The sequence below is a fragment of the Spirochaetota bacterium genome, assembly GCA_038043445.1.
GTDB lineage: Bacteria > Spirochaetota > Brachyspiria > Brachyspirales > JACRPF01 > JBBTBY01.
The window spans coordinates 1-17,176 of sequence record JBBTBY010000097.1; the positions used below are offsets into that span (position 1 = coordinate 1).

A 17,176-nucleotide genomic window follows, 5' to 3' on the forward strand; every position below is an offset into this window, starting at 1 on the left:
TACATGTTCGCCGTTGGTCCGCCGATATCGGTGATGACGACCTTTCGGCGGTGATCGTTCTCGAACAGCGTCCGCACTTCGCGCCGTATCGAATCGAGGCTCCTCATCTGTATCGTCTTTCCCTGATGGAGCGAAAGCGAACAGAACGCACAGCCGCCGTAACAGCCGCGATGCGCGGTGATGGAATGTTCGACGACAGCGAGCGCGGGTATCGGCGCGGTGTATCGCGGATGCGGCTTTCGCGTGAACGGGAGATCATACACGGCGTCGAGTTCTTCCGTTGTGAGCGGTATCGCAGGCGGATTGATAAGGACGCCGCGGCCGGCAGCCTCCTGATACAACGGTTTGGCCGAAGAATGACCGTTCTCCGCAACAAGACGGGTCATTGTGAGGAATGCATCCGTATCCTTCGCGACTTCCTCGTACGACGGGAGCACGAGCGCATCACCGATGGATGCACGTTCGCTCGCATTCACCGGCACCGCCGTCCCCCGCACATCGCGTATCGATGCAAGCGGCTTTCCCGCACGCAGCTCTGAAACGATCTCGCCGAGAGGGCGCTCCGCATTGCCGTACACCAGGATATCCGCTTTTGCCGCGAGCAATTGCGGCGGACGTATCTTGCCATGATAATGATCGTAGTGCGCAACGCGGCGCAGGCTCGCTTCAATACCGCCGAGGACCACAGCGACACCGGGGAATATCGATCTGAGCTTGTTCGTGTAGGCAAGCGTCGGGAGATAAGGCCGCCCGAGGGCTTTGCCGCCTGACGCATAGGGGTCATCAGAACGGACCTTCCGCGCTGCGGTGTAGAGCGACACCATGGAATCGAGATTGCCCGCCGTTACGCCGAAAAAAAGTCTGGGCCGCCCGAGGGCGCGGAAATCATCGGCGACATCTATGCGCGGGCGCGGTATGATGCCGACACGCAGATGAAGCGACTCCAGGAACCGTCCGATGATGGCCATGCCGAACGAGGGGTGATCGATGTAATCATCGCCGGTAACGAGCACTACATCAAGCGCATCCCAGCCGCGCGCATGCGCCTCCTCAAGTGTTGTTGGAAGAATATCCATCCGCTGCACGCACTATCGCGTTCGACGCACTGGCAATGACAATGCTCTCACGATATCGTTGACGATAGTTCTTGTCGCGGGCTCATCATGCTCCGCGCTGGCACGCCGGGGCATACGCATACGATGCGAAAGCGCCGATGCAAGGTCCTCGGCAGTGAGCGTTTCCTCACGGAGTATATCCGCATGGCTGAGATCCGCCATTTCCTTTGCATTATAGTACTGATGATCGTCGGTAGCATGCGGGAACGGCACGAAGACGGCGGGGAGAGATGCCACCATGAATTCGCTCACCGTCGATGAGCCGGAACGCGAAAGAGCACAGTCAGCGGCATGGACGAGCATATGCATCTGTGCATGGAATGCGAAGAGGGTTATCCCCGATAATTTCCGGCGCGACACTTCATTCGCGATCACATCATAGTTGCCCCGCCCGGTCACCCAGAGAACGCGCACGCGTGTATCCCGCCTCGACAGGAGGGGATACGCATCGAGGAATATCTCATTGAGCCGTTTCGCACCCTGCGAGCCGCCGGTAACGAGGAGCACACGCGCGTTCACAGGGATGGCGAGCGCCTTTCGTGCGCGGCGTTTCGTCATATGGTAGAAGTCCGCGCGCACGGGGTTCCCGGTGACGATGCCCTTCGCGACATATTCCATCGACTTATTGAACGAGTGATAGACCCCTCTGGCGAAAAGTGCGAGAAAGCGGTTCGCCTTGCCGGGTATCGAATTCTGTTCGCAGATGAATATCGGCACACGGAAGAGCACGCCCGCGATTATCGGCGGCACGGAGAGATACCCGCCGACGCCGATGACGGCGCTCGGGCGAGCGTACACGATATACGAAACGCTTTGGAAGAACGAGATGATTAGTTCCAGAACATGACGCACCTTGCCGATGAAGCCGTACCGCGCGCGCACGATAAGCGTATGATGAGCAAGTCCCTTCGGCAGCATGTCGACATCGCGAGCGCCGACGATAAGCGTCGGTTCGATACCGCGACGCGAGAACTCCGCGGCAAGGGCGATCGCCGGCGTCAGATGGCCGCCCGTACCGCCCCCGGCGATGAATATCCTCATGCGGCCTCCCGTGAAATATTGAGCAGTATGCCCACCATGGCCATGGTGACGATAAGCGAATTATTGCCGTAGCTCACGAAGGGGAGCGTGAACCCCGTCGTGGGAAACACGCCGACGACAACGGCGATGTTCACCAGCGCCTGAAAGGTTATCGAGAATACGATGCCGAACGCGCAGTACTGGCGGAAGGGGTCGCCTACGCGCCGCACGATGCGCATGCCGCGCGCGAGGAACGCGAGGAAGAGAAGCACTATCGCCGTGCAGCCGACAAAACCCATCGTCTGTGCCGCTACCGCGAACACGAAGTCCGTGGTAGCCGCGGGCAAGGTGACGGAACGCTCGAGCAATCCCTCGAAGCTCGAACCGAAGAACCCGCCTAACGCGAACGATTTGAACGATTGCACAAGATGATACCCCTCGCCGCTTTTATGGTCCCAAGGATTGAGGAAGCCGACGATGCGGTACCAGATATACGCCTTCCCGGAAACAATGATGTAGAAGAGCGGTACGGAAAAGAGAACGGTCGATATCAGATACGTCACCGGGACATCAGCGTAGAAGAATATCGCGAATGCGGTAGCCATGATCAGAAGCGATGTCCCCACATCCGGCTCGAGCATGACGAGGAACACCGCCGCTAATGATACGATGAACGGCGGGAGAAAACCCTTTGCGAACGCCGTGACCTTATCGCCTTTGCGCGCGAGTATGCTCGAGAGATAGATGATAAGACCTAACTTCACGAATTCCGACGGCTGCACGTTGAAGAATATAAGATGTATCCAGCGCCGCGATCCGCCCACTTTCTTCCCTATGAACGGCACAAGCACGATAAGAAGGGCGAATATCCCGATGAGTATTATCTGAAAGGATATCGTTTCGATGCGGTCAAGGTCAAAAAATGTGAAGAATATCCCCACGGCGAATGCAAGCGCGATAATGGCGAGATAGCCGGTGAAGAACGCGCCGCTGTTCGCGCGGTATATCGACAGCGCATTGTAGAGGACATTGATGCCGAGTATCATGAGAATGAGGACGATGAGGATGATGCTGATGTCGGGGCGTTTCATGGTAGGTTCACATAATAGCGTGGATCACGGCAAATGCAAGGAGCCTACTCGACCGCCTTCCTCACCGATTCCACATCATGCGCAATGGAAACGAGCGCCCCCTTCTCGTCATAGATGAGCACCGTCGGCACCGAACGTATCTGATGCTCCTCGACGAGCGACTGCGCGCGCGCATCAGTGAGCGCATTGAGCATTTCGCCCTGTATCGGGAGCGAGAGCATGTATGCTTTCATCGACGGACATTTGGGGCAATGCTGCGAATAGAGAAGCGTATACCGCGCTGCTTTTACCGCGGTTGCGGTCGCGCCGGATACCGATACCGTCGACACAGCTGTTGTTGACGGAGCGACAGCGACGATGGTATCGGACGCTACGGACGGCACCTCGTCGCGTATTGCGGAAAGCGGCACCGCGTTCTCCGATGAAAGACCGCTCAAGACCGCGTCATGCGAGAATGCCGGCGCTACGGGGCGGTCGACCTCAAGCGATCCGAAATCCGCATATTCCTGACGTTCCATATATTCGGCGCGTTTGCCGGTGTTCCAGTTCTTTATCGGGCGATAATAGCCGACGATGCGTGAGTACACCTCGGTCTCTTTGCCGCATTCGGTGCATGCGAACTGTTCACCGGCAAGATAGCCGTGGTCCTCGCAGATGCTGAACGTCGGCGTTATCGTGTAATACGGCAGATGATAATTGTACGCTATCTTCTTGACGAGGGCTTTGCATACATCGCGGTCTATCGCCTCGCCGATGAAGCCGTGGAACACGGTGCCGCCGGTGTACTGCGCCTGTATATCGCTCTGCATATCGAGCGCTTTGAAGATATCGGCGGTGTAGCCGACCGGGAGCTGTGTCGAATTCGTGTAGTACGGTGTTCCTTTCGTGCCGGCAGTGACGATGTCCGGATATTTATCGCTGTCGACCTTCGCAAGGCGATACGATGTGCCCTCGCCCGGTGTCGCCTCGAGATTGTAGAGATTGCCCGTTTCTTCCTGATAGCGCACGAGACGGTCGCGCATGAATGAAAGCACTTTCACGGTGAACGCGCGGGCAACTTCGCTCGTAAGGTCCTTGCCGAAGAAATTGAGCGCGCATTCGTTCATGCCGTTAAGGCCTATCGTCGCAAAATGATTGGCGAACGATTTGAGATATTTCCGCGTGTACGGGAATAATCCCTCTTCCATGAGCCGTGAAACGACGGTGCGCTTCGTCTCAAGCGAATCGCGCGCCATGTCCATGAGATTGCCGAGCCGTCCGAAGAATTCAGTTTCATCCTTGCTGAGATATCCGATGCGCGGCAGATTGATGGTAACGACGCCTATCGAGCCGGTAAGCTCATCCGCGCCGAAAAGACCGCCGCCGCGATGCTTAAGCTCGCGCTTGTCGAGCTGGAGCCGGCAGCACATGGAGCGAACGTCGGATGGATTGAGATCGGAATTGACGAAATTCTGGAAATACGGGGTGCCGTATTTACCGGTCATCTCGAACAGAAGGTAAGCGTTTTCATTCTCCCAATCGAAATCGCGGGTGATATTATATGTCGGTATCGGGTACGCGAATCCGCGGCCGTTGGCATCGCCTTCCATCATTGTTTCGAGGAAAGCGCGGTTTATCATGTCCATCTCATGCTGACAGTCGCCGTAGGTGTACTCGGCCTCTTTTCCGCCGACGACGGCTTTGCGCGGTTTCATATCCTCGGGGCATACCCAGTCGAGCGTGATGTTCGTAAAGGGCGACTGCGACCCCCATCGCGAGGGGATGTTCACGCCGAACACGAATGACTGTATCGCCTGCTTGACCGATTCATAGGAAAGCGAGTCCGCCTTGACGAACGGGGCGAGATAGGTATCGAAGCTTGAGAACGCCTGCGCACCGGCCCACTCATTCTGCATGACGCCGAGGAAGTTCACCATCTGCTGCACGAGCGTGAAAAGATGCTTCGCCGGTTTGCTTGAGATCTTGCCGGGGACGCCGCCGAGCCCTTCGCGTATGAGCTGCATGAGCGACCAGCCGGCGCAATAGCCCGAGAACATACACAGATCATGCAGGTGGAAATCACCGCTTTTATGCGCCGCCGCAATATCGGGGGTATAGATATTATCGAGCCAGTAATTGGCCGTCACCGCGCCGGAATTATGGAGGATAAGCCCGCCGATGGAATAATTGACATTGGCATTCTCGTTCACGCGCCAGTCTGACTGCTTGAGATAGCCGTCCATGGTCTTGGATATATCGAGAAGGAGATTCTCCGCATCCCGAAGCCGCTTATGCTGTTCGCGGTACAGGATGAAAGCCTTCGCTACCTTCGCATGACCCTCTTCGATAAGCGTTTTCTCGACGATGTCCTGCACTTCCTCGACGGCCGGTATGGAGTTCTGATGGAATTTCTGCGTCATGAGGGAGATGACCTTTTCCGCAAGCGTTTCCGCCATGCGATAGTCGCTTCCCCCGCAGGCCTTCGCGGCTTTGAATATCGCCTCGGCTATTTTTTGCTTGCTGAAGGGAACAATATGGCCATTGCGCTTTCTAATCTGGACGATCATGTGATTTCCTCCACAGAATTGCAGACATGGCGCGAGACGAACGAGACCCCCGAAGTAACATAATGCCGTCGTACGGGAAATTATGTTAACTCTTACCGGTACCAGTGATTGTATCCAATAGAAATATTCCTGTCAATCCTGTGTTCCGAGAAAAAAGAGCCGATGCCGCGGACATGGGTCGGCGGGCATGCGTTTTATACGACATATTGGACGAACAACGGGAACGGCACCACGTCCCCCGATGTTTTTTTCGTCAGGAAAAGTCCGGAAAATGCCGATATTTCATAGTGTAGCATCATTTCGTCCCTGAAGGAAACAAGCGAACCATGGCGAAAAATCGTACGCGAAAACTGTTTGCCCAGGTCAAAGAGATAGCGAGCCATAAGATATGGCAGGAACTGCTCGGGCTCGCCTTCATTCTGGCGGCGGGCATACTCTTCCTCTCGCTCATAAGCTTTTCCACCGCCGATTCGCCGCTTTTCTCGGCTGCACCCAATAAAATACCCCGTAATCTCGCCGGTGAAGTAGGCATCTCCATAGCGAGCACACTGTACTTCATGCTCGGCATCGCCGCGTTCTTTGCGGTAGCGATAGCGTTCTGGGCAGGGATACATCAGACCTTTCACGGTTCGCTCAAGGGTACGCTCGGCATCGTCGTCGGCGTCATCGTGGCGGCCCTCGTTACTGCAGCGATATTCGACCGCACGCTTGCGTCCAATGAGATGTATTTTCGCGGCGGCATGGCAGGACAGGAGATATCGCGCTTTCTCGCGAGCTATCTCGGTATGGTCGGCTCCTCCGTGCTTTTCGGCTTCATCATCGTGGGCGATATCGTCTTCCTTTTCAAATTCTCGATAAAGGATTATCTCATCGGCATCTACACGAAGGTGAAGGGCACGCCCCAGTCAGCGGTATCGGCAAAGCGTAAAGAAGCGGAGAAGAAGGCAGAGGAAGCGCTCGATGACGCTGCGGATGAAGATGACGCCCCCCGTCCTGCTTCGAGGCAGAAGCTTTCGCCAATGCCGAAGGTCCGCATCGCACCGCCCTTCATACGGCATCGGTCGGTAGGCGAGCTCGGCAAACGCCTTGCCCCGCTCGTCGAGAAAGTAAAGGTACAGACCGTCGTATACAAAAGGAAGAACATCGCCCCGGCGGCGCAGAAAGTACATCGCCCGGCCATGGATATGATACCCCCGTTCGACGTCGGCATATACGAAGAGCAGTTAGACGGCATCATCGACGTGAGCGCCATGAAACCGCGGGAAACCGTACAAGCGCCGAGCATACCGGCCGAAACTGCAGCGGAAGAAAAAACGAGCGATATCGTTGTCAATGAGCTGCCGTCCGCACGAATGCAGGATACACCGCCTGTTGCCATTGAACATAAGGATGTGGCCGCGGATACGGACTACTCTGCGGGATCAGCCGATGATGATAACGATGAAATATCCGACGAGGTGCCGGAAGCGGGAACATCCGTATCGATCGAAGAACCTGCAGAGGAAAAAACGGATGGAACGGGATCGATAGAGATACATTCACCCGCTGCAGATGCAGAGAGAGAAGAAGAGAACGAGCTTATCGCCGAGGTGCGCAACCGTATCGGCTTGGATAACACGCGCGTAGAAACGCTTCCCGAACGCCGTATACGCAATGCGAAGAAGAGCAGCGACGAGGCGGAAGTGACACATGATCTCATACAGACGAATTACGACCCGCGCGTTGTCGACCGCAAATACAAAGGCCCGTCGCTCGATATATTGAAACGCTCCATAGTCGTCAACGACAATGACTCCATGGAATCGATAAAGGCTACCGCAGTACGGCTTGAAAAAACGCTCGCCGATTTCGACGTGACGGCACGCGTGGTCGGCGTTTCACGCGGCCCGGTCATTACGCGCTACGAACTTGAGCTTGAAGCAGGCACGCGCGTTTCGAGCGTGGTCAATCTCACCGACAATATCGCCCTGGCGCTCGCGAGCGAAAGCGTACGGATAATCGCTCCCATACCCGGGCGCTCGGTCATCGGCATAGAAATACCCAACAAAGTGCGTCATGCGGTATTGCTCCGCGACGTGCTTGAGAGCGAGGATTTCCGCTCGGCGAAAGCGGACATACCGTTCGTGCTCGGCAAAGGCATATACGGCAATAACATCGTCGCCGACCTCGCGAGCGCGCCGCATCTCCTTGTCGCCGGCACCACCGGCAGCGGAAAGAGCGTGTGCCTCTCGACGGTCATACTCTCCATGCTCTATCGCTTCCGCCCGGACGAACTGAAATTCATCTTCATCGACAAAAAGCGCGTCGAGCTTTCCATCTATAACGGCATACCCCACCTCATGGCGCCGGTCGTTTCCGATGAGAAAAAAGCGACCGTGGTGCTCCGCCACATCGTCGAGATTATGGAAAAGCGCTACGAGAAGATGGAGAAATTCTACGTGCGCAGCGTAAAGGCATATAACGAAAAGGTGAAGAATCTTGTCGAGGACGGGGAACATGATTTCGAAGGCGAGGCGCTCGAATTCTTCCCGTACATCGTCGTCGTCATCGACGAGCTCCATAATCTCATGATAGTCGCCTCGAAAGAAGTGGAGGACCTCATCTCGCGCCTTGCGGGGATGTCGCGCGCGGTGGGCATACATCTTATCATCGCCACCCAGCGGCCGTCCGCGGACGTCGTTACCGGCGTCATCAAGGCGAATCTCCCCACGCGCATAGCGTTCCAGGTGCCCAATAAGATGAACTCGCGCATCATCATCGACATGGGCGGTGCGGAGCAATTGCTCGGCAAGGGTGATTCGCTCTTCTGCTCGCCGTCGGTGCAGATGCCCGAACGCGTGCAGGGCGCCTTCGTATCCGACACGGAAGTGAAAAAGGTCGTCGATGAAATATCCGCTCAGCTCGACCCGATGTACGATGACGAGGTCATCGCCATGCTCGAAAGCGACGATACCGCAACAGCTGCCGAGGAAGAGACGATAGATGACGTGCTCTGGGAGGATGCGGTATCCATCGTGCTTCGAACGCGGAAGGCAAGCGCGTCATTCCTCCAGCGGCGGATGAAGATCGGCTATAACCGCGCCGCGCGCATCGTGGAGATGATGGAACAGAAGGGGATCATCGGCCCTGAGAACGGGAGCAAACCGCGGGATGTGCTGATGGCGGATAAGACGGCGTAGCTTTCACTCCACCCAATCAAAAGACCGCTTCACCGCCTTCTTCCATGACCGATAAAGCGCATCACGCTTTTTCGTTTCCATCGACGAGATAAATCGCTTATCCTCGCGCCATTGTTTTGCGAGCGTATCCGTATCGTTCCATACACCGACGGCAAGCCCTGCGGCATAGGCGGCGCCGAGCGCAGTGGTCTCGGTCACTTTCGGGCGTATCACCGGGACACCGAGCATATCGGCCTGGAACTGCATGAGGAGTTCATCGCGGACCATGCCGCCGTCCACCTTGAGCAGGGGTATCTTCGCTTTTGCATCCTTGACCATCGCATCGTACAGTTCGCGCGTCTGATACGCGGTGGCCTCGATGACGGCGCGAGCGATATGGCCCTTCGTGGCAAAGCGCGTGAGCCCGGCGATGATGCCTCGAGCGTTCATCTTCCAGTACGGGGCGAACAAACCCGAGAATGCCGGAACGAAATACACATCGCCATTATCGGCGACCGTTCGCGCGAGGGCTTGAATATCCTCGGACCTCTCTATCAAACCGAGATTATCGCGCATCCATTGCACGAGGGCCCCGGCAACGGCTACCGATCCTTCAAGCGCATAGACGGCGGGTGAATTCCCTATCTTGTATGCGGCTGTCGTGATAAGGCCATGCTTCGAGAACACCGGCGTCGTTCCCGTGTTCATAAGGAAGAAACAGCCGGTGCCGTAGGTGTTCTTCGACATGCCTTTCACGAAACACGCCTGCCCGAAAAGCGCCGCCTGCTGATCGCCGAGATCGCCCGCTATCGGGATGGATGCGCCGAACGGGCCGTCGGCCATTGTCATACCGTAAAAATTTTTATCGACTGACGGACGTATCGCTGGGAGCATGGACCGCGGAACATGCATCGCGCGGAGGAGCTCATCATCCCAGGCAAGTGTTCGCAGGTTCATGAGCATCATACGGCTTGCATTTGTCACATCGGTAACATGCGCCCCGCCGTTCACGCCGCCGGTGAGATTCCAGATAAGCCATGAGTCCATGGTGCCGAACAGCGCGTCGCCTTTCTTCGCCGCTTCCTTGACGCCGGGAATGTTCTTCAGCACCCATGCTATCTTCGGTCCCGAAAAATAGGTGGCGATGGGAAGCCCGGTATGCGTACGTATCGTCGCTCCGCCGACACTCTTTTCCAGCGATGCGCATATCGTATCGGTACGCATATCCTGCCAGACTATCGCATTGCAGAACGGCTTGCCGGTGCGTTTGTCCCATATCACCGTCGTCTCACGCTGATTGGTGATGCCGACGGCGGCAATAACCTTACTGGTTATGTTCGCCTTGCCCATCGCTTCGCGTATGACCGTATCAGTGTTCGCGAGCACCTCGAGCGGATCATGCTCTACCCAGCCGGGCTTGGGGTATATCTGTCGATGCTCCTTTTGCGCTGATGCAACAATTGCGCCCGAGTCATTGAAAATGATGGCGCGTGTGCTTGTGGTGCCTTGGTCGATGGAGAGAATGTGATTCATACACTCACCCCATCCCCCGGCCCCTTCCCTTGGCGCAAATCGGCATCCTGCCTCGCGCCAACAGCGGCATCCGTGCCGCACGCGTCTCTCACAGGGAAGTGAGAGAGGGGAAGGGGAGAAGAAGCAAGAGCGCTGATTTTTTTTAATACTTCATCAATATTATTCATTACTTCCTCATTCGAAAAGTGAATGGTGCAAATCCCGAAATTACGCTTCAGCGAGCTCCGCATCCTGTCATACTCTTCCTGGCCGTTATGGATCGAACCGTCTATCTCAACGCATAACTTACATTGAGCGCAATAAAAATCGGCAATAAAGAAATACGCCTTTCCGTCATCAATATACCGAATCGTATGTTGACGAGTGAACTTCATTCCGCCGAGTTTTCTGCCACGCAGATGTTTCCACAATTCCCGTTCAGCGGAAGTCTGTCCAACACGTAATCGCCGTGCTATTACTGTGGATTCTCGTAGCATCATACAATGCCCCTATCTTTTCTTCCCCCTTCCCTCTCTCACTCGTGCAACACTGATGTTGCAGTCGGTGCGAGGCACGGAGGCCGATTTGCACCGATCCCTGTGAGAGAGGGAAGGGGGTGCCGCGTATTTCGCGGCGGGGGATGGGTGAGTGTCTCTACCCCACCCTCTCAATAAATCCCCTCGTTCTCTCCATAATGATGGTCTTATCATAATCCATCGTTGCCACATGGCGCGAGTTCGTGAGCCACACAAGCTCCTTGTCACGTGACGACACACGCTCGTACGTATACGGCGCGCCGTCGACAGGAACGACATGATCATCCTTCGATTTGAAGATAAGTATCGGTTTTCGAATGTCCGCAAGACCGCGTTTGACGATCGATGCCATTTTCATCGTTTCCGCAAGGCCCTTAAGCGGTGTGTGATCGTACCCTATCTCTTTCTGCGTCGGATCCATCATATCGCTCGCTATCGCTTTCACCGCCGGTACGATGAGCTTTAGTATCGGCAGAATGGGGAGCAGCGGATTCTTCAGAATAAGGAGATGATTGACAAGAACGATACCATTGATCTCCCTGTGCCGTTCAGCGAGATAGAGCGAGATCGTTCCGCCCATGGAAAGCCCCGCGATGAATATCCTCTTTGCGCGTCGTTTGAGGAGCGCAAGCGCTGTCTCGGCATCGGCGACCCAGTCCTCCCAGTGCACACGGTTCAAGTCCTGCCAGCGCGTGCCGTGCCCGGAGAGACGCGGTCCCTCTACATTGTAGAATTTCCCGAGATAGTCCCCGAGCGGACGCACGCTGCTCGTTGAGCCGGTGTATCCCTGCAGCACGAGCACGCCGACGTCGGACTTTTTCGTATATGAGAACGGCTCCCAACCCTTCATTAACTCCATGGCTAGTGCTCCGTCCCCGCACTTGTAGGATTGCCCGACTCCGCGACAATGCGCGCCCGATAGGCGATGATGCGCGCGATGATCTCATCGGCGGCCTCACGCGCGATCACCTTTTTCCCGGAGAGCATCGTGATGATGGTGTCCGGCGTCGATTCCATGAATTCGATATCATGGGGATTGATGTATATCTCGCTCTTGTCAAGCCGTGTGATCTTTATCATGGCATAGAACTCCTTTTCCTTGATCTTTCCGGAACCCGATCGGCTTCTTCACTTGATATCGCATTTTGCGACATCAAATTAGCATACACACATCGATTTTTACTATATCCTGCATGTCAAAAAACAGCAACGCCCCCGCCCGTTGGGGCGGAGGCGTTGCTTATGTTATAGTACTTCGAACCTTAGATGAGCGCTACTAGCGCTTGAGCGTGAGTATTTCCTGCAGCATCTGATCGCTCGTCGTTATGCCGCGCGAGTTCGCCTGGAAGCCGCGCTGGGTCACGATCATATCGACGAACTGCTCGGAGAGGTCGACGTTGGACATCTCGAGCGTGCCCGCTTTGATCTTGCCGCGGCCGGAAAGCCCTGCCTCGCCGATATTCGCGCGCCCCGAGTTGTTCGACTCGACGAAAAGCGATTCACCCGCCTTCTCAAGACCGCCGACGTTCGCGAACTTCGCGATGGCGACCTGCGCGAGGAGCTTTCTGTTGCCGTTGGTGTACACGCCGGTCACCTGGCCGTTGTCATCGATGTTAAAGCCCTCAAGCTCACCCATCGTGTAGCCGTCCTGTTCTATCGCCTTCGTTGTCGAGGCCGATTCGAACTGGGTAACGCCGTCAAAGAGGCCGCTCGTGCCGAGATGTAGCTTTATCGACTGCGTCACTTCGCCGTTGGTTCCCGCGTACGAGAACGAAACATTCGCGGAAAGCGCACCGTTATTGAGCGTATCGGCCGTCTGTCCGGCGGCCACCTGATTGTCCGCCACCGCAACGAGCGATCCGTTGTCATTGAACGTAAGATTGATGATATTGTTCTGTCCCGGACCATTATTCCCGGCGACATCGGCCTTCACCGAACCAGCGGTGGCCTTGGGCACATCGACGGTCATCTGCCATTGATTGATCCCGGTACGCTTCATCGTTGCGCGTAATTGGCGCGGGGTGCCGGTATTATCATACGCTTCGATATCGGTCTGATGCGTCTCGTCGGTCTTTCTCAGGTTACAGTGATAGAACACGTTCGCCGTCGCGCGCGCCGGGTCCTTATCGCCGACCGGAATGCGTATATCCGTCGGTGTTGCGGCCGTTTCCACTACCGGACGCCCATCGGCGCCGTTGGCGGACTGCCAGCCCTGCACTTTATATCCATTGGCGGGGTTGAGGAGCGTTCCCTCTTTATCGATGGAGAACGCGCCGTTACGCGTGTAGAACGAGCGTTCGCCGCGCTTCAATATGAACATGCCCTCGCCCATGAGCGCAAGGTCGGTGTTGACACCGGTCACCTGCATGGCGCCCTGCGAATGAATGGTATCGATAGCGGCGACCATCATGCCGAGACCCACCTGCTGCGGGTTCACACCGCCCTTATCCTCGCGCGGCCGCGCCGCACCGGTGAGCGTCTGCGAGAGCATGTCCTGGAACGTCACCCGGCCTTTCTTGAAGCCGTAGGTGTTCACGTTCGCCACGTTATTGCTGAGCACGTCCATGCGTGTCTGATGGTTCTGAAGACCCGAAACTCCGGCATACAGTGAGCGCATCATAAGCGTATCCTCCTATCGAGACCTGATCTATTTATGAACTGCGAGAACGTCTTCGACCTTCGCCGTCGTCGTCATCGCCCCGACCTTCACATTGAGCTTGACCGAATCCTCATCGATGAGGAGCGATGTGACCTCGCCCTTCATCGGCGTGCCCGATTCGCTGATGAAATCAACCGTGCGGCCGAGCATGCCGTAGGCATTGTTCTGTGTATAGGAAGCCTTCATCGACTCAAGGGACTTGTTCATATGCGTCATCTGCTCGAGCGATGAGAACTGCGCCATCTGCGCGATGAACTCTTTGTTCTCCATCGGCGAGAGCGGGTCCTGATGCGACATCTGCACGGTGAGCAGTTTCAGGAACTCGTCGCGGCCCATGCCTTCTTTGGCAGGATCGCGTTTGTACTTGTTGGCGAGATTCACCGCGCCCATTTCTTTCTGAAGCGATTTCGTCTGTTCAAACGACATCTGTGTGTTCAGCTGCATGATGACCGTCCTTTAGATGATAAGATCGAGCGTGCGCCCGTAGAGCGCATACACCGTCTCCGTATCATTCATCGGCACATCCGTTCCTATCGATAACGATTTTTTGGCGAACTCGCGTTCATACGCGGCATAATCCGCCTCGGCATCGTTCTTGAGCGTTACGCTGAACTGCGACACGGTGATGTTCATGTCGCTTAACGACTGTATCACCGAATCGATGTTGCGGTCGAAGATATCCTTCACTGCCGCGCTGTCGACGGTGATATCGCCGACGAGCGTATCACCCTCAAGGGAGAATTTCATCTTCACATCGCCGAGCGCCTCGGGCTTGAGCGTCATCGTTATCTCGCTTTTACCCTCCGACATCATCACCTGCGCGCGATCGACGAGCTGCGGAAGAATATCCTGGAATTTCGCCAATGGCTGAAGCGCTTCGGCCTTCACCTGCGCATTCACCTTTGCATCCGTAACAGGCGTGGTCGCCGGCGTCGTCATGTCCTTCTGCTTTGTGACCGTAAGCTCGGTCGGCTTATCGTTCTCCGTGCGCGGCGCTTCCGCAGTTTCATTCTTTGTCTTTGCTTTTTCAATGCGCTCGCGGGTATTCTTCGTTTCGCCGACGGATGCCTTCGCCTCTTTCACATCATGCACTTCATGTTTCGCCTTCGCGTCCGCCTTCTGTGCATTCTGGGGTGCCGTATATTGTCCTGGCGATTGCACGGTTTTCCCCTCGGTCGCGCGGGACACTTTCGCTTCCTTTGCTTCCATGACGGGTTTTTTCTGCACTTTTACCGTGTTCTGCTGCAAAGCATTCATCACCGCCGCACTTTCCGCGAACGAATGCGTGTGCTCGGCGCTCTTTTTTTCCTGTGAGGCTTTCTTTGCGATCTCTCCGCGGGAAACGCCGCGTTCTGCATGAACGGTCTTTTGCGGCTCTTTTTTCAGTGTTTTTTGTGTAATAGCGATGTCAATGCGTGCTTTCGCGGCTTCGGCCTTATCCGTGGCGGTGCTCGCACGTGCCTCGGGCTTTTCGGCCTTCTCTGCCTCTTTCGATTCCCGAGCCTCTTTGGCGTCTTTTGTATCTTTTTCGCGGGATCTCCGCTCCACCGTCTCGCGTTCCGATCTTTTCGATGCATCGGTACGAGCATTGAGTTCACCCGAAGTATTGGCCGTTTCCTGGCTTTTACTCAGGGCAGCGCTGAAATCGGCGTTCCTTTCCGGTTTCTGCTGCGGCTGCGACGATGCGAAGAATGCGTCGAACGGCGACTGATCGCGTTTTACTGGCGCGAATGCGTACATGTTGCCTCCGAAGTGGAGACTACCCTCATACTCAATTTCGGGATTCCGGGGTTTTACTTGATGCTTTTTTTCCAACTGACATACACATAATACGCCCCCCGCACAAGCGATTCTGATGCTATGAACCGTGCATCCAGATGTGTCGACCCTTCCTGCAAAGCCGCATCGAATACCGCGCTGGGTGAATTTTGTTTTACTTCCATAGTATGCGTTCTGCTGCCGATAGTGAGCGATGCATAGACGAACGGCAGCGCGGTACCGCCCTCGTACTGATATCGCTCGTTCTCGGGCACCGCATCGATACAGTAATCGGCGTTCATCGCGGTGTCGGTCACTCCATTGCCGAGCTCTTTCGGCCAGCGCCTGAGCTCAATGCGGTAGGTCCCCGAACGTTCGACCATTATCTCAAAGTGACCGGTGCCCCCTTTTCCCTGGCGCACCAATCCCTGATTATAGGCGATATGTCCGGTTTCCGCGCGTATATCGTGACAGGTAAGGCATACCTCGCTCCCGTCCGTGCCGATGGGTATCGGTATCTCTTCGTCGAATTGCTTCGATACGATGTCCCACCATCGCTCATACTCGCTGCGGAGCCGTGCAACGACATCGGGATACTTTTCGGCGATATCATATGCCTGTGCGCGGTCGCTCTCCATGGCGTAGAGCTCGCGGCCGTTGATAAGCCGCCAGCGATCGGTCATAACCGATGACTGCTTCCATTTTACCGGCTGTGTGAGCCTTTGCGAATCGGTAACGATGACGCGCTCCCGTGAGCCCGTCTTTTCTCCGGTAAGAAGCGGCTTCACGCTCTCGCCGTGAAAATTCAAACGATCATATTTCGCCGTATCGATGCCGGCAAGATCCATGAACGTCGGCAGAATATCGATATTCGCCGTAAGCGTATCTATATCGCGCGCTTGCGTGAAGCCGCCGCTGGGCCAGCGTATGAAGAACGGCACGCGGTGTCCGCCGTCGTACTCGCTCCCTTTCATCCCGCGAAGACCTGCATTGTTCCCGCCGGAAATATGACAGCCCGTACCATTATCGGTGGTGAACACGAGTATCGTATCATCCTCAATGCCGAGCGCACGGATATGTTCCCGCAACAGCGCGAAATTCTCATCGATATTGGTTATCATGCCGTAGAACGAATCGCGGCCGGTGGGTACTTTCCCGCGATACATATCGCGGTATTTCGGATCGACATTGTACGGCGTATGCGGCGCATTGGGCGTGATGAAGCACAGGAACGGATCTTTTTTATTCCGCTCGATGAATTGCATCGCTTCCGAGAACCATACGTCGGTACAGTATCCATCGAATTTCTTCATCTCTCCGTTCGCGCGGTACGTATCGTCGAAATAATCATTGCCCCAATAGTCCGGTGTATTCGCAATACCGCCGCCGCCGTGCGTTATCACTTCATGGAAACCGCGGTCCTCGGGACGGTAGGGATAATTATCACCGAGATGCCATTTACCGAAGAGCCCCGTGCGGTAGCCGTTCTCCGCGAAAATATCCGCTATCGTCGTTTCATTACCGCGAAGGAGCGACCGCCCGCCCACCGTATGCCAGACGCCCGTCGAGTTCGCGTAATGGCCGGTCATGATGCCGCTTCTGGTCGGTGCGCATGTCGGCCCCACATGATAATTCGTGAACCGAATGCTCTCAGCGGCGAATGCATCGATAGCGGGGGTTTTCAGTACTGGATCGCCGGTACAGCCGAGATCGCCGTAACCCTGGTCATCGGTGAGAACGAAAATGATATTTGGCCGTCGTTTACTCATCCATGCTCCCTG

General features: G+C 55.8%; 13 protein-coding genes. 1 reads left to right on the top strand and 12 read right to left on the bottom strand.

What is annotated here, in order from left to right; translation table 11 throughout:
• The 4 genes from AABZ39_13900 to AABZ39_13915 all read right to left on the bottom strand — a co-directional run.
• On the bottom strand, window positions 1-1,076 hold a 1,076-nt coding region (locus AABZ39_13900), incomplete at its 3' end, for a YgiQ family radical SAM protein (protein MEK6795870.1).
• 12 nt (window positions 1,077-1,088) lie between these two features.
• On the bottom strand, window positions 1,089-2,156 hold the full coding sequence (locus tag AABZ39_13905; GenBank protein MEK6795871.1) for a UDP-N-acetylglucosamine--N-acetylmuramyl-(pentapeptide) pyrophosphoryl-undecaprenol N-acetylglucosamine transferase: 1,068 nt from the start codon (window positions 2,154-2,156) through the stop codon (window positions 1,089-1,091).
• Entirely contained in the window at window positions 2,153-3,226 is a 1,074-nt protein-coding gene (locus tag AABZ39_13910; protein MEK6795872.1) for a putative peptidoglycan glycosyltransferase FtsW, read from the bottom strand. The genes AABZ39_13905 and AABZ39_13910 overlap by 4 nt, the downstream gene beginning before the upstream one ends.
• A gap of 44 nt (window positions 3,227-3,270) precedes the next feature.
• Entirely contained in the window at window positions 3,271-5,769 is a 2,499-nt protein-coding gene (locus AABZ39_13915) for a ribonucleoside triphosphate reductase (GenBank protein ID MEK6795873.1), read from the bottom strand.
• 329 nt (window positions 5,770-6,098) lie between these two features.
• Between AABZ39_13915 and AABZ39_13920 the strand changes: the two genes are divergently transcribed.
• Window positions 6,099-8,951: a DNA translocase FtsK 4TM domain-containing protein gene (locus AABZ39_13920; protein MEK6795874.1), complete on the top strand. Its 2,853-nt coding sequence runs from the start codon at window positions 6,099-6,101 to the stop codon at window positions 8,949-8,951.
• A gap of 3 nt (window positions 8,952-8,954) precedes the next feature.
• Here the strand turns inward: AABZ39_13920 and glpK are convergent, their stop codons facing one another.
• From glpK to AABZ39_13960, 8 genes are all read right to left on the bottom strand, one after another.
• Window positions 8,955-10,463 (bottom strand): glycerol kinase GlpK, encoded by a 1,509-nt coding sequence (glpK, locus tag AABZ39_13925; protein ID MEK6795875.1) that lies wholly within the window; start codon window positions 10,461-10,463, stop codon window positions 8,955-8,957.
• Window positions 10,460-10,942 (bottom strand): endonuclease domain-containing protein, encoded by a 483-nt coding sequence (locus AABZ39_13930; GenBank protein ID MEK6795876.1) that lies wholly within the window; start codon window positions 10,940-10,942, stop codon window positions 10,460-10,462. Before AABZ39_13930 ends, glpK begins: the two co-directional genes overlap by 4 nt.
• Before the next feature lie 154 nt (window positions 10,943-11,096).
• Window positions 11,097-11,837, bottom strand: coding sequence for an alpha/beta fold hydrolase (locus AABZ39_13935; protein MEK6795877.1), 741 nt, complete (start codon window positions 11,835-11,837; stop codon window positions 11,097-11,099).
• Between the two features lie 2 nt (window positions 11,838-11,839).
• Window positions 11,840-12,058 carry a flagellar FlbD family protein gene (locus tag AABZ39_13940; protein ID MEK6795878.1) on the bottom strand — a complete coding sequence of 73 codons (219 nt, stop codon included), beginning with the start codon at window positions 12,056-12,058 and terminating at the stop codon, window positions 11,840-11,842.
• A gap of 196 nt (window positions 12,059-12,254) precedes the next feature.
• Window positions 12,255-13,598: a flagellar hook protein FlgE gene (gene flgE / locus AABZ39_13945; protein ID MEK6795879.1), complete on the bottom strand. Its 1,344-nt coding sequence runs from the start codon at window positions 13,596-13,598 to the stop codon at window positions 12,255-12,257.
• Window positions 13,599-13,625: 27 nt separating this feature from the next.
• The gene (locus AABZ39_13950; protein ID MEK6795880.1) at window positions 13,626-14,081 is read right to left on the bottom strand and encodes a flagellar hook capping FlgD N-terminal domain-containing protein; all 456 of its coding nucleotides are present in this window, start codon (window positions 14,079-14,081) and stop codon (window positions 13,626-13,628) included.
• A 12-nt stretch (window positions 14,082-14,093) separates the two neighbouring features.
• Window positions 14,094-15,377 carry a flagellar hook-length control protein FliK gene (locus AABZ39_13955; GenBank protein ID MEK6795881.1) on the bottom strand — a complete coding sequence of 428 codons (1,284 nt, stop codon included), beginning with the start codon at window positions 15,375-15,377 and terminating at the stop codon, window positions 14,094-14,096.
• Window positions 15,378-15,430: 53 nt separating this feature from the next.
• Complete coding sequence (locus AABZ39_13960; protein ID MEK6795882.1) at window positions 15,431-17,164, bottom strand: arylsulfatase; 1,734 nt, start codon at window positions 17,162-17,164, stop codon at window positions 15,431-15,433.
• Between the last annotated feature and the right edge of the window lie 12 nt (window positions 17,165-17,176).

Bases quoted from the DNA above. Each gene is read 5' to 3' on its own strand.
- AABZ39_13905 (MEK6795871.1), bottom strand. From the start codon at position 2,156: ATGAGGATATTCATCGCCGGGGGCGGTACGGGCGGCCATCTGACGCCG.
- AABZ39_13910 (MEK6795872.1), bottom strand. From the start codon at position 3,226: ATGAAACGCCCCGACATCAGCATCATCCTCATCGTCCTCATTCTCATG.
- AABZ39_13920 (MEK6795874.1), top strand. From the start codon at position 6,099: ATGGCGAAAAATCGTACGCGAAAACTGTTTGCCCAGGTCAAAGAGATA.
- glpK (MEK6795875.1), bottom strand. From the start codon at position 10,463: ATGAATCACATTCTCTCCATCGACCAAGGCACCACAAGCACACGCGCC.
- AABZ39_13930 (MEK6795876.1), bottom strand. From the start codon at position 10,942: ATGATGCTACGAGAATCCACAGTAATAGCACGGCGATTACGTGTTGGA.
- AABZ39_13935 (MEK6795877.1), bottom strand. From the start codon at position 11,837: ATGGAGTTAATGAAGGGTTGGGAGCCGTTCTCATATACGAAAAAGTCC.
- AABZ39_13940 (MEK6795878.1), bottom strand. From the start codon at position 12,058: ATGATAAAGATCACACGGCTTGACAAGAGCGAGATATACATCAATCCC.
- flgE (MEK6795879.1), bottom strand. From the start codon at position 13,598: ATGATGCGCTCACTGTATGCCGGAGTTTCGGGTCTTCAGAACCATCAG.
- AABZ39_13950 (MEK6795880.1), bottom strand. From the start codon at position 14,081: ATGCAGCTGAACACACAGATGTCGTTTGAACAGACGAAATCGCTTCAG.
- AABZ39_13955 (MEK6795881.1), bottom strand. From the start codon at position 15,377: ATGTACGCATTCGCGCCAGTAAAACGCGATCAGTCGCCGTTCGACGCA.
- AABZ39_13960 (MEK6795882.1), bottom strand. From the start codon at position 17,164: ATGAGTAAACGACGGCCAAATATCATTTTCGTTCTCACCGATGACCAG.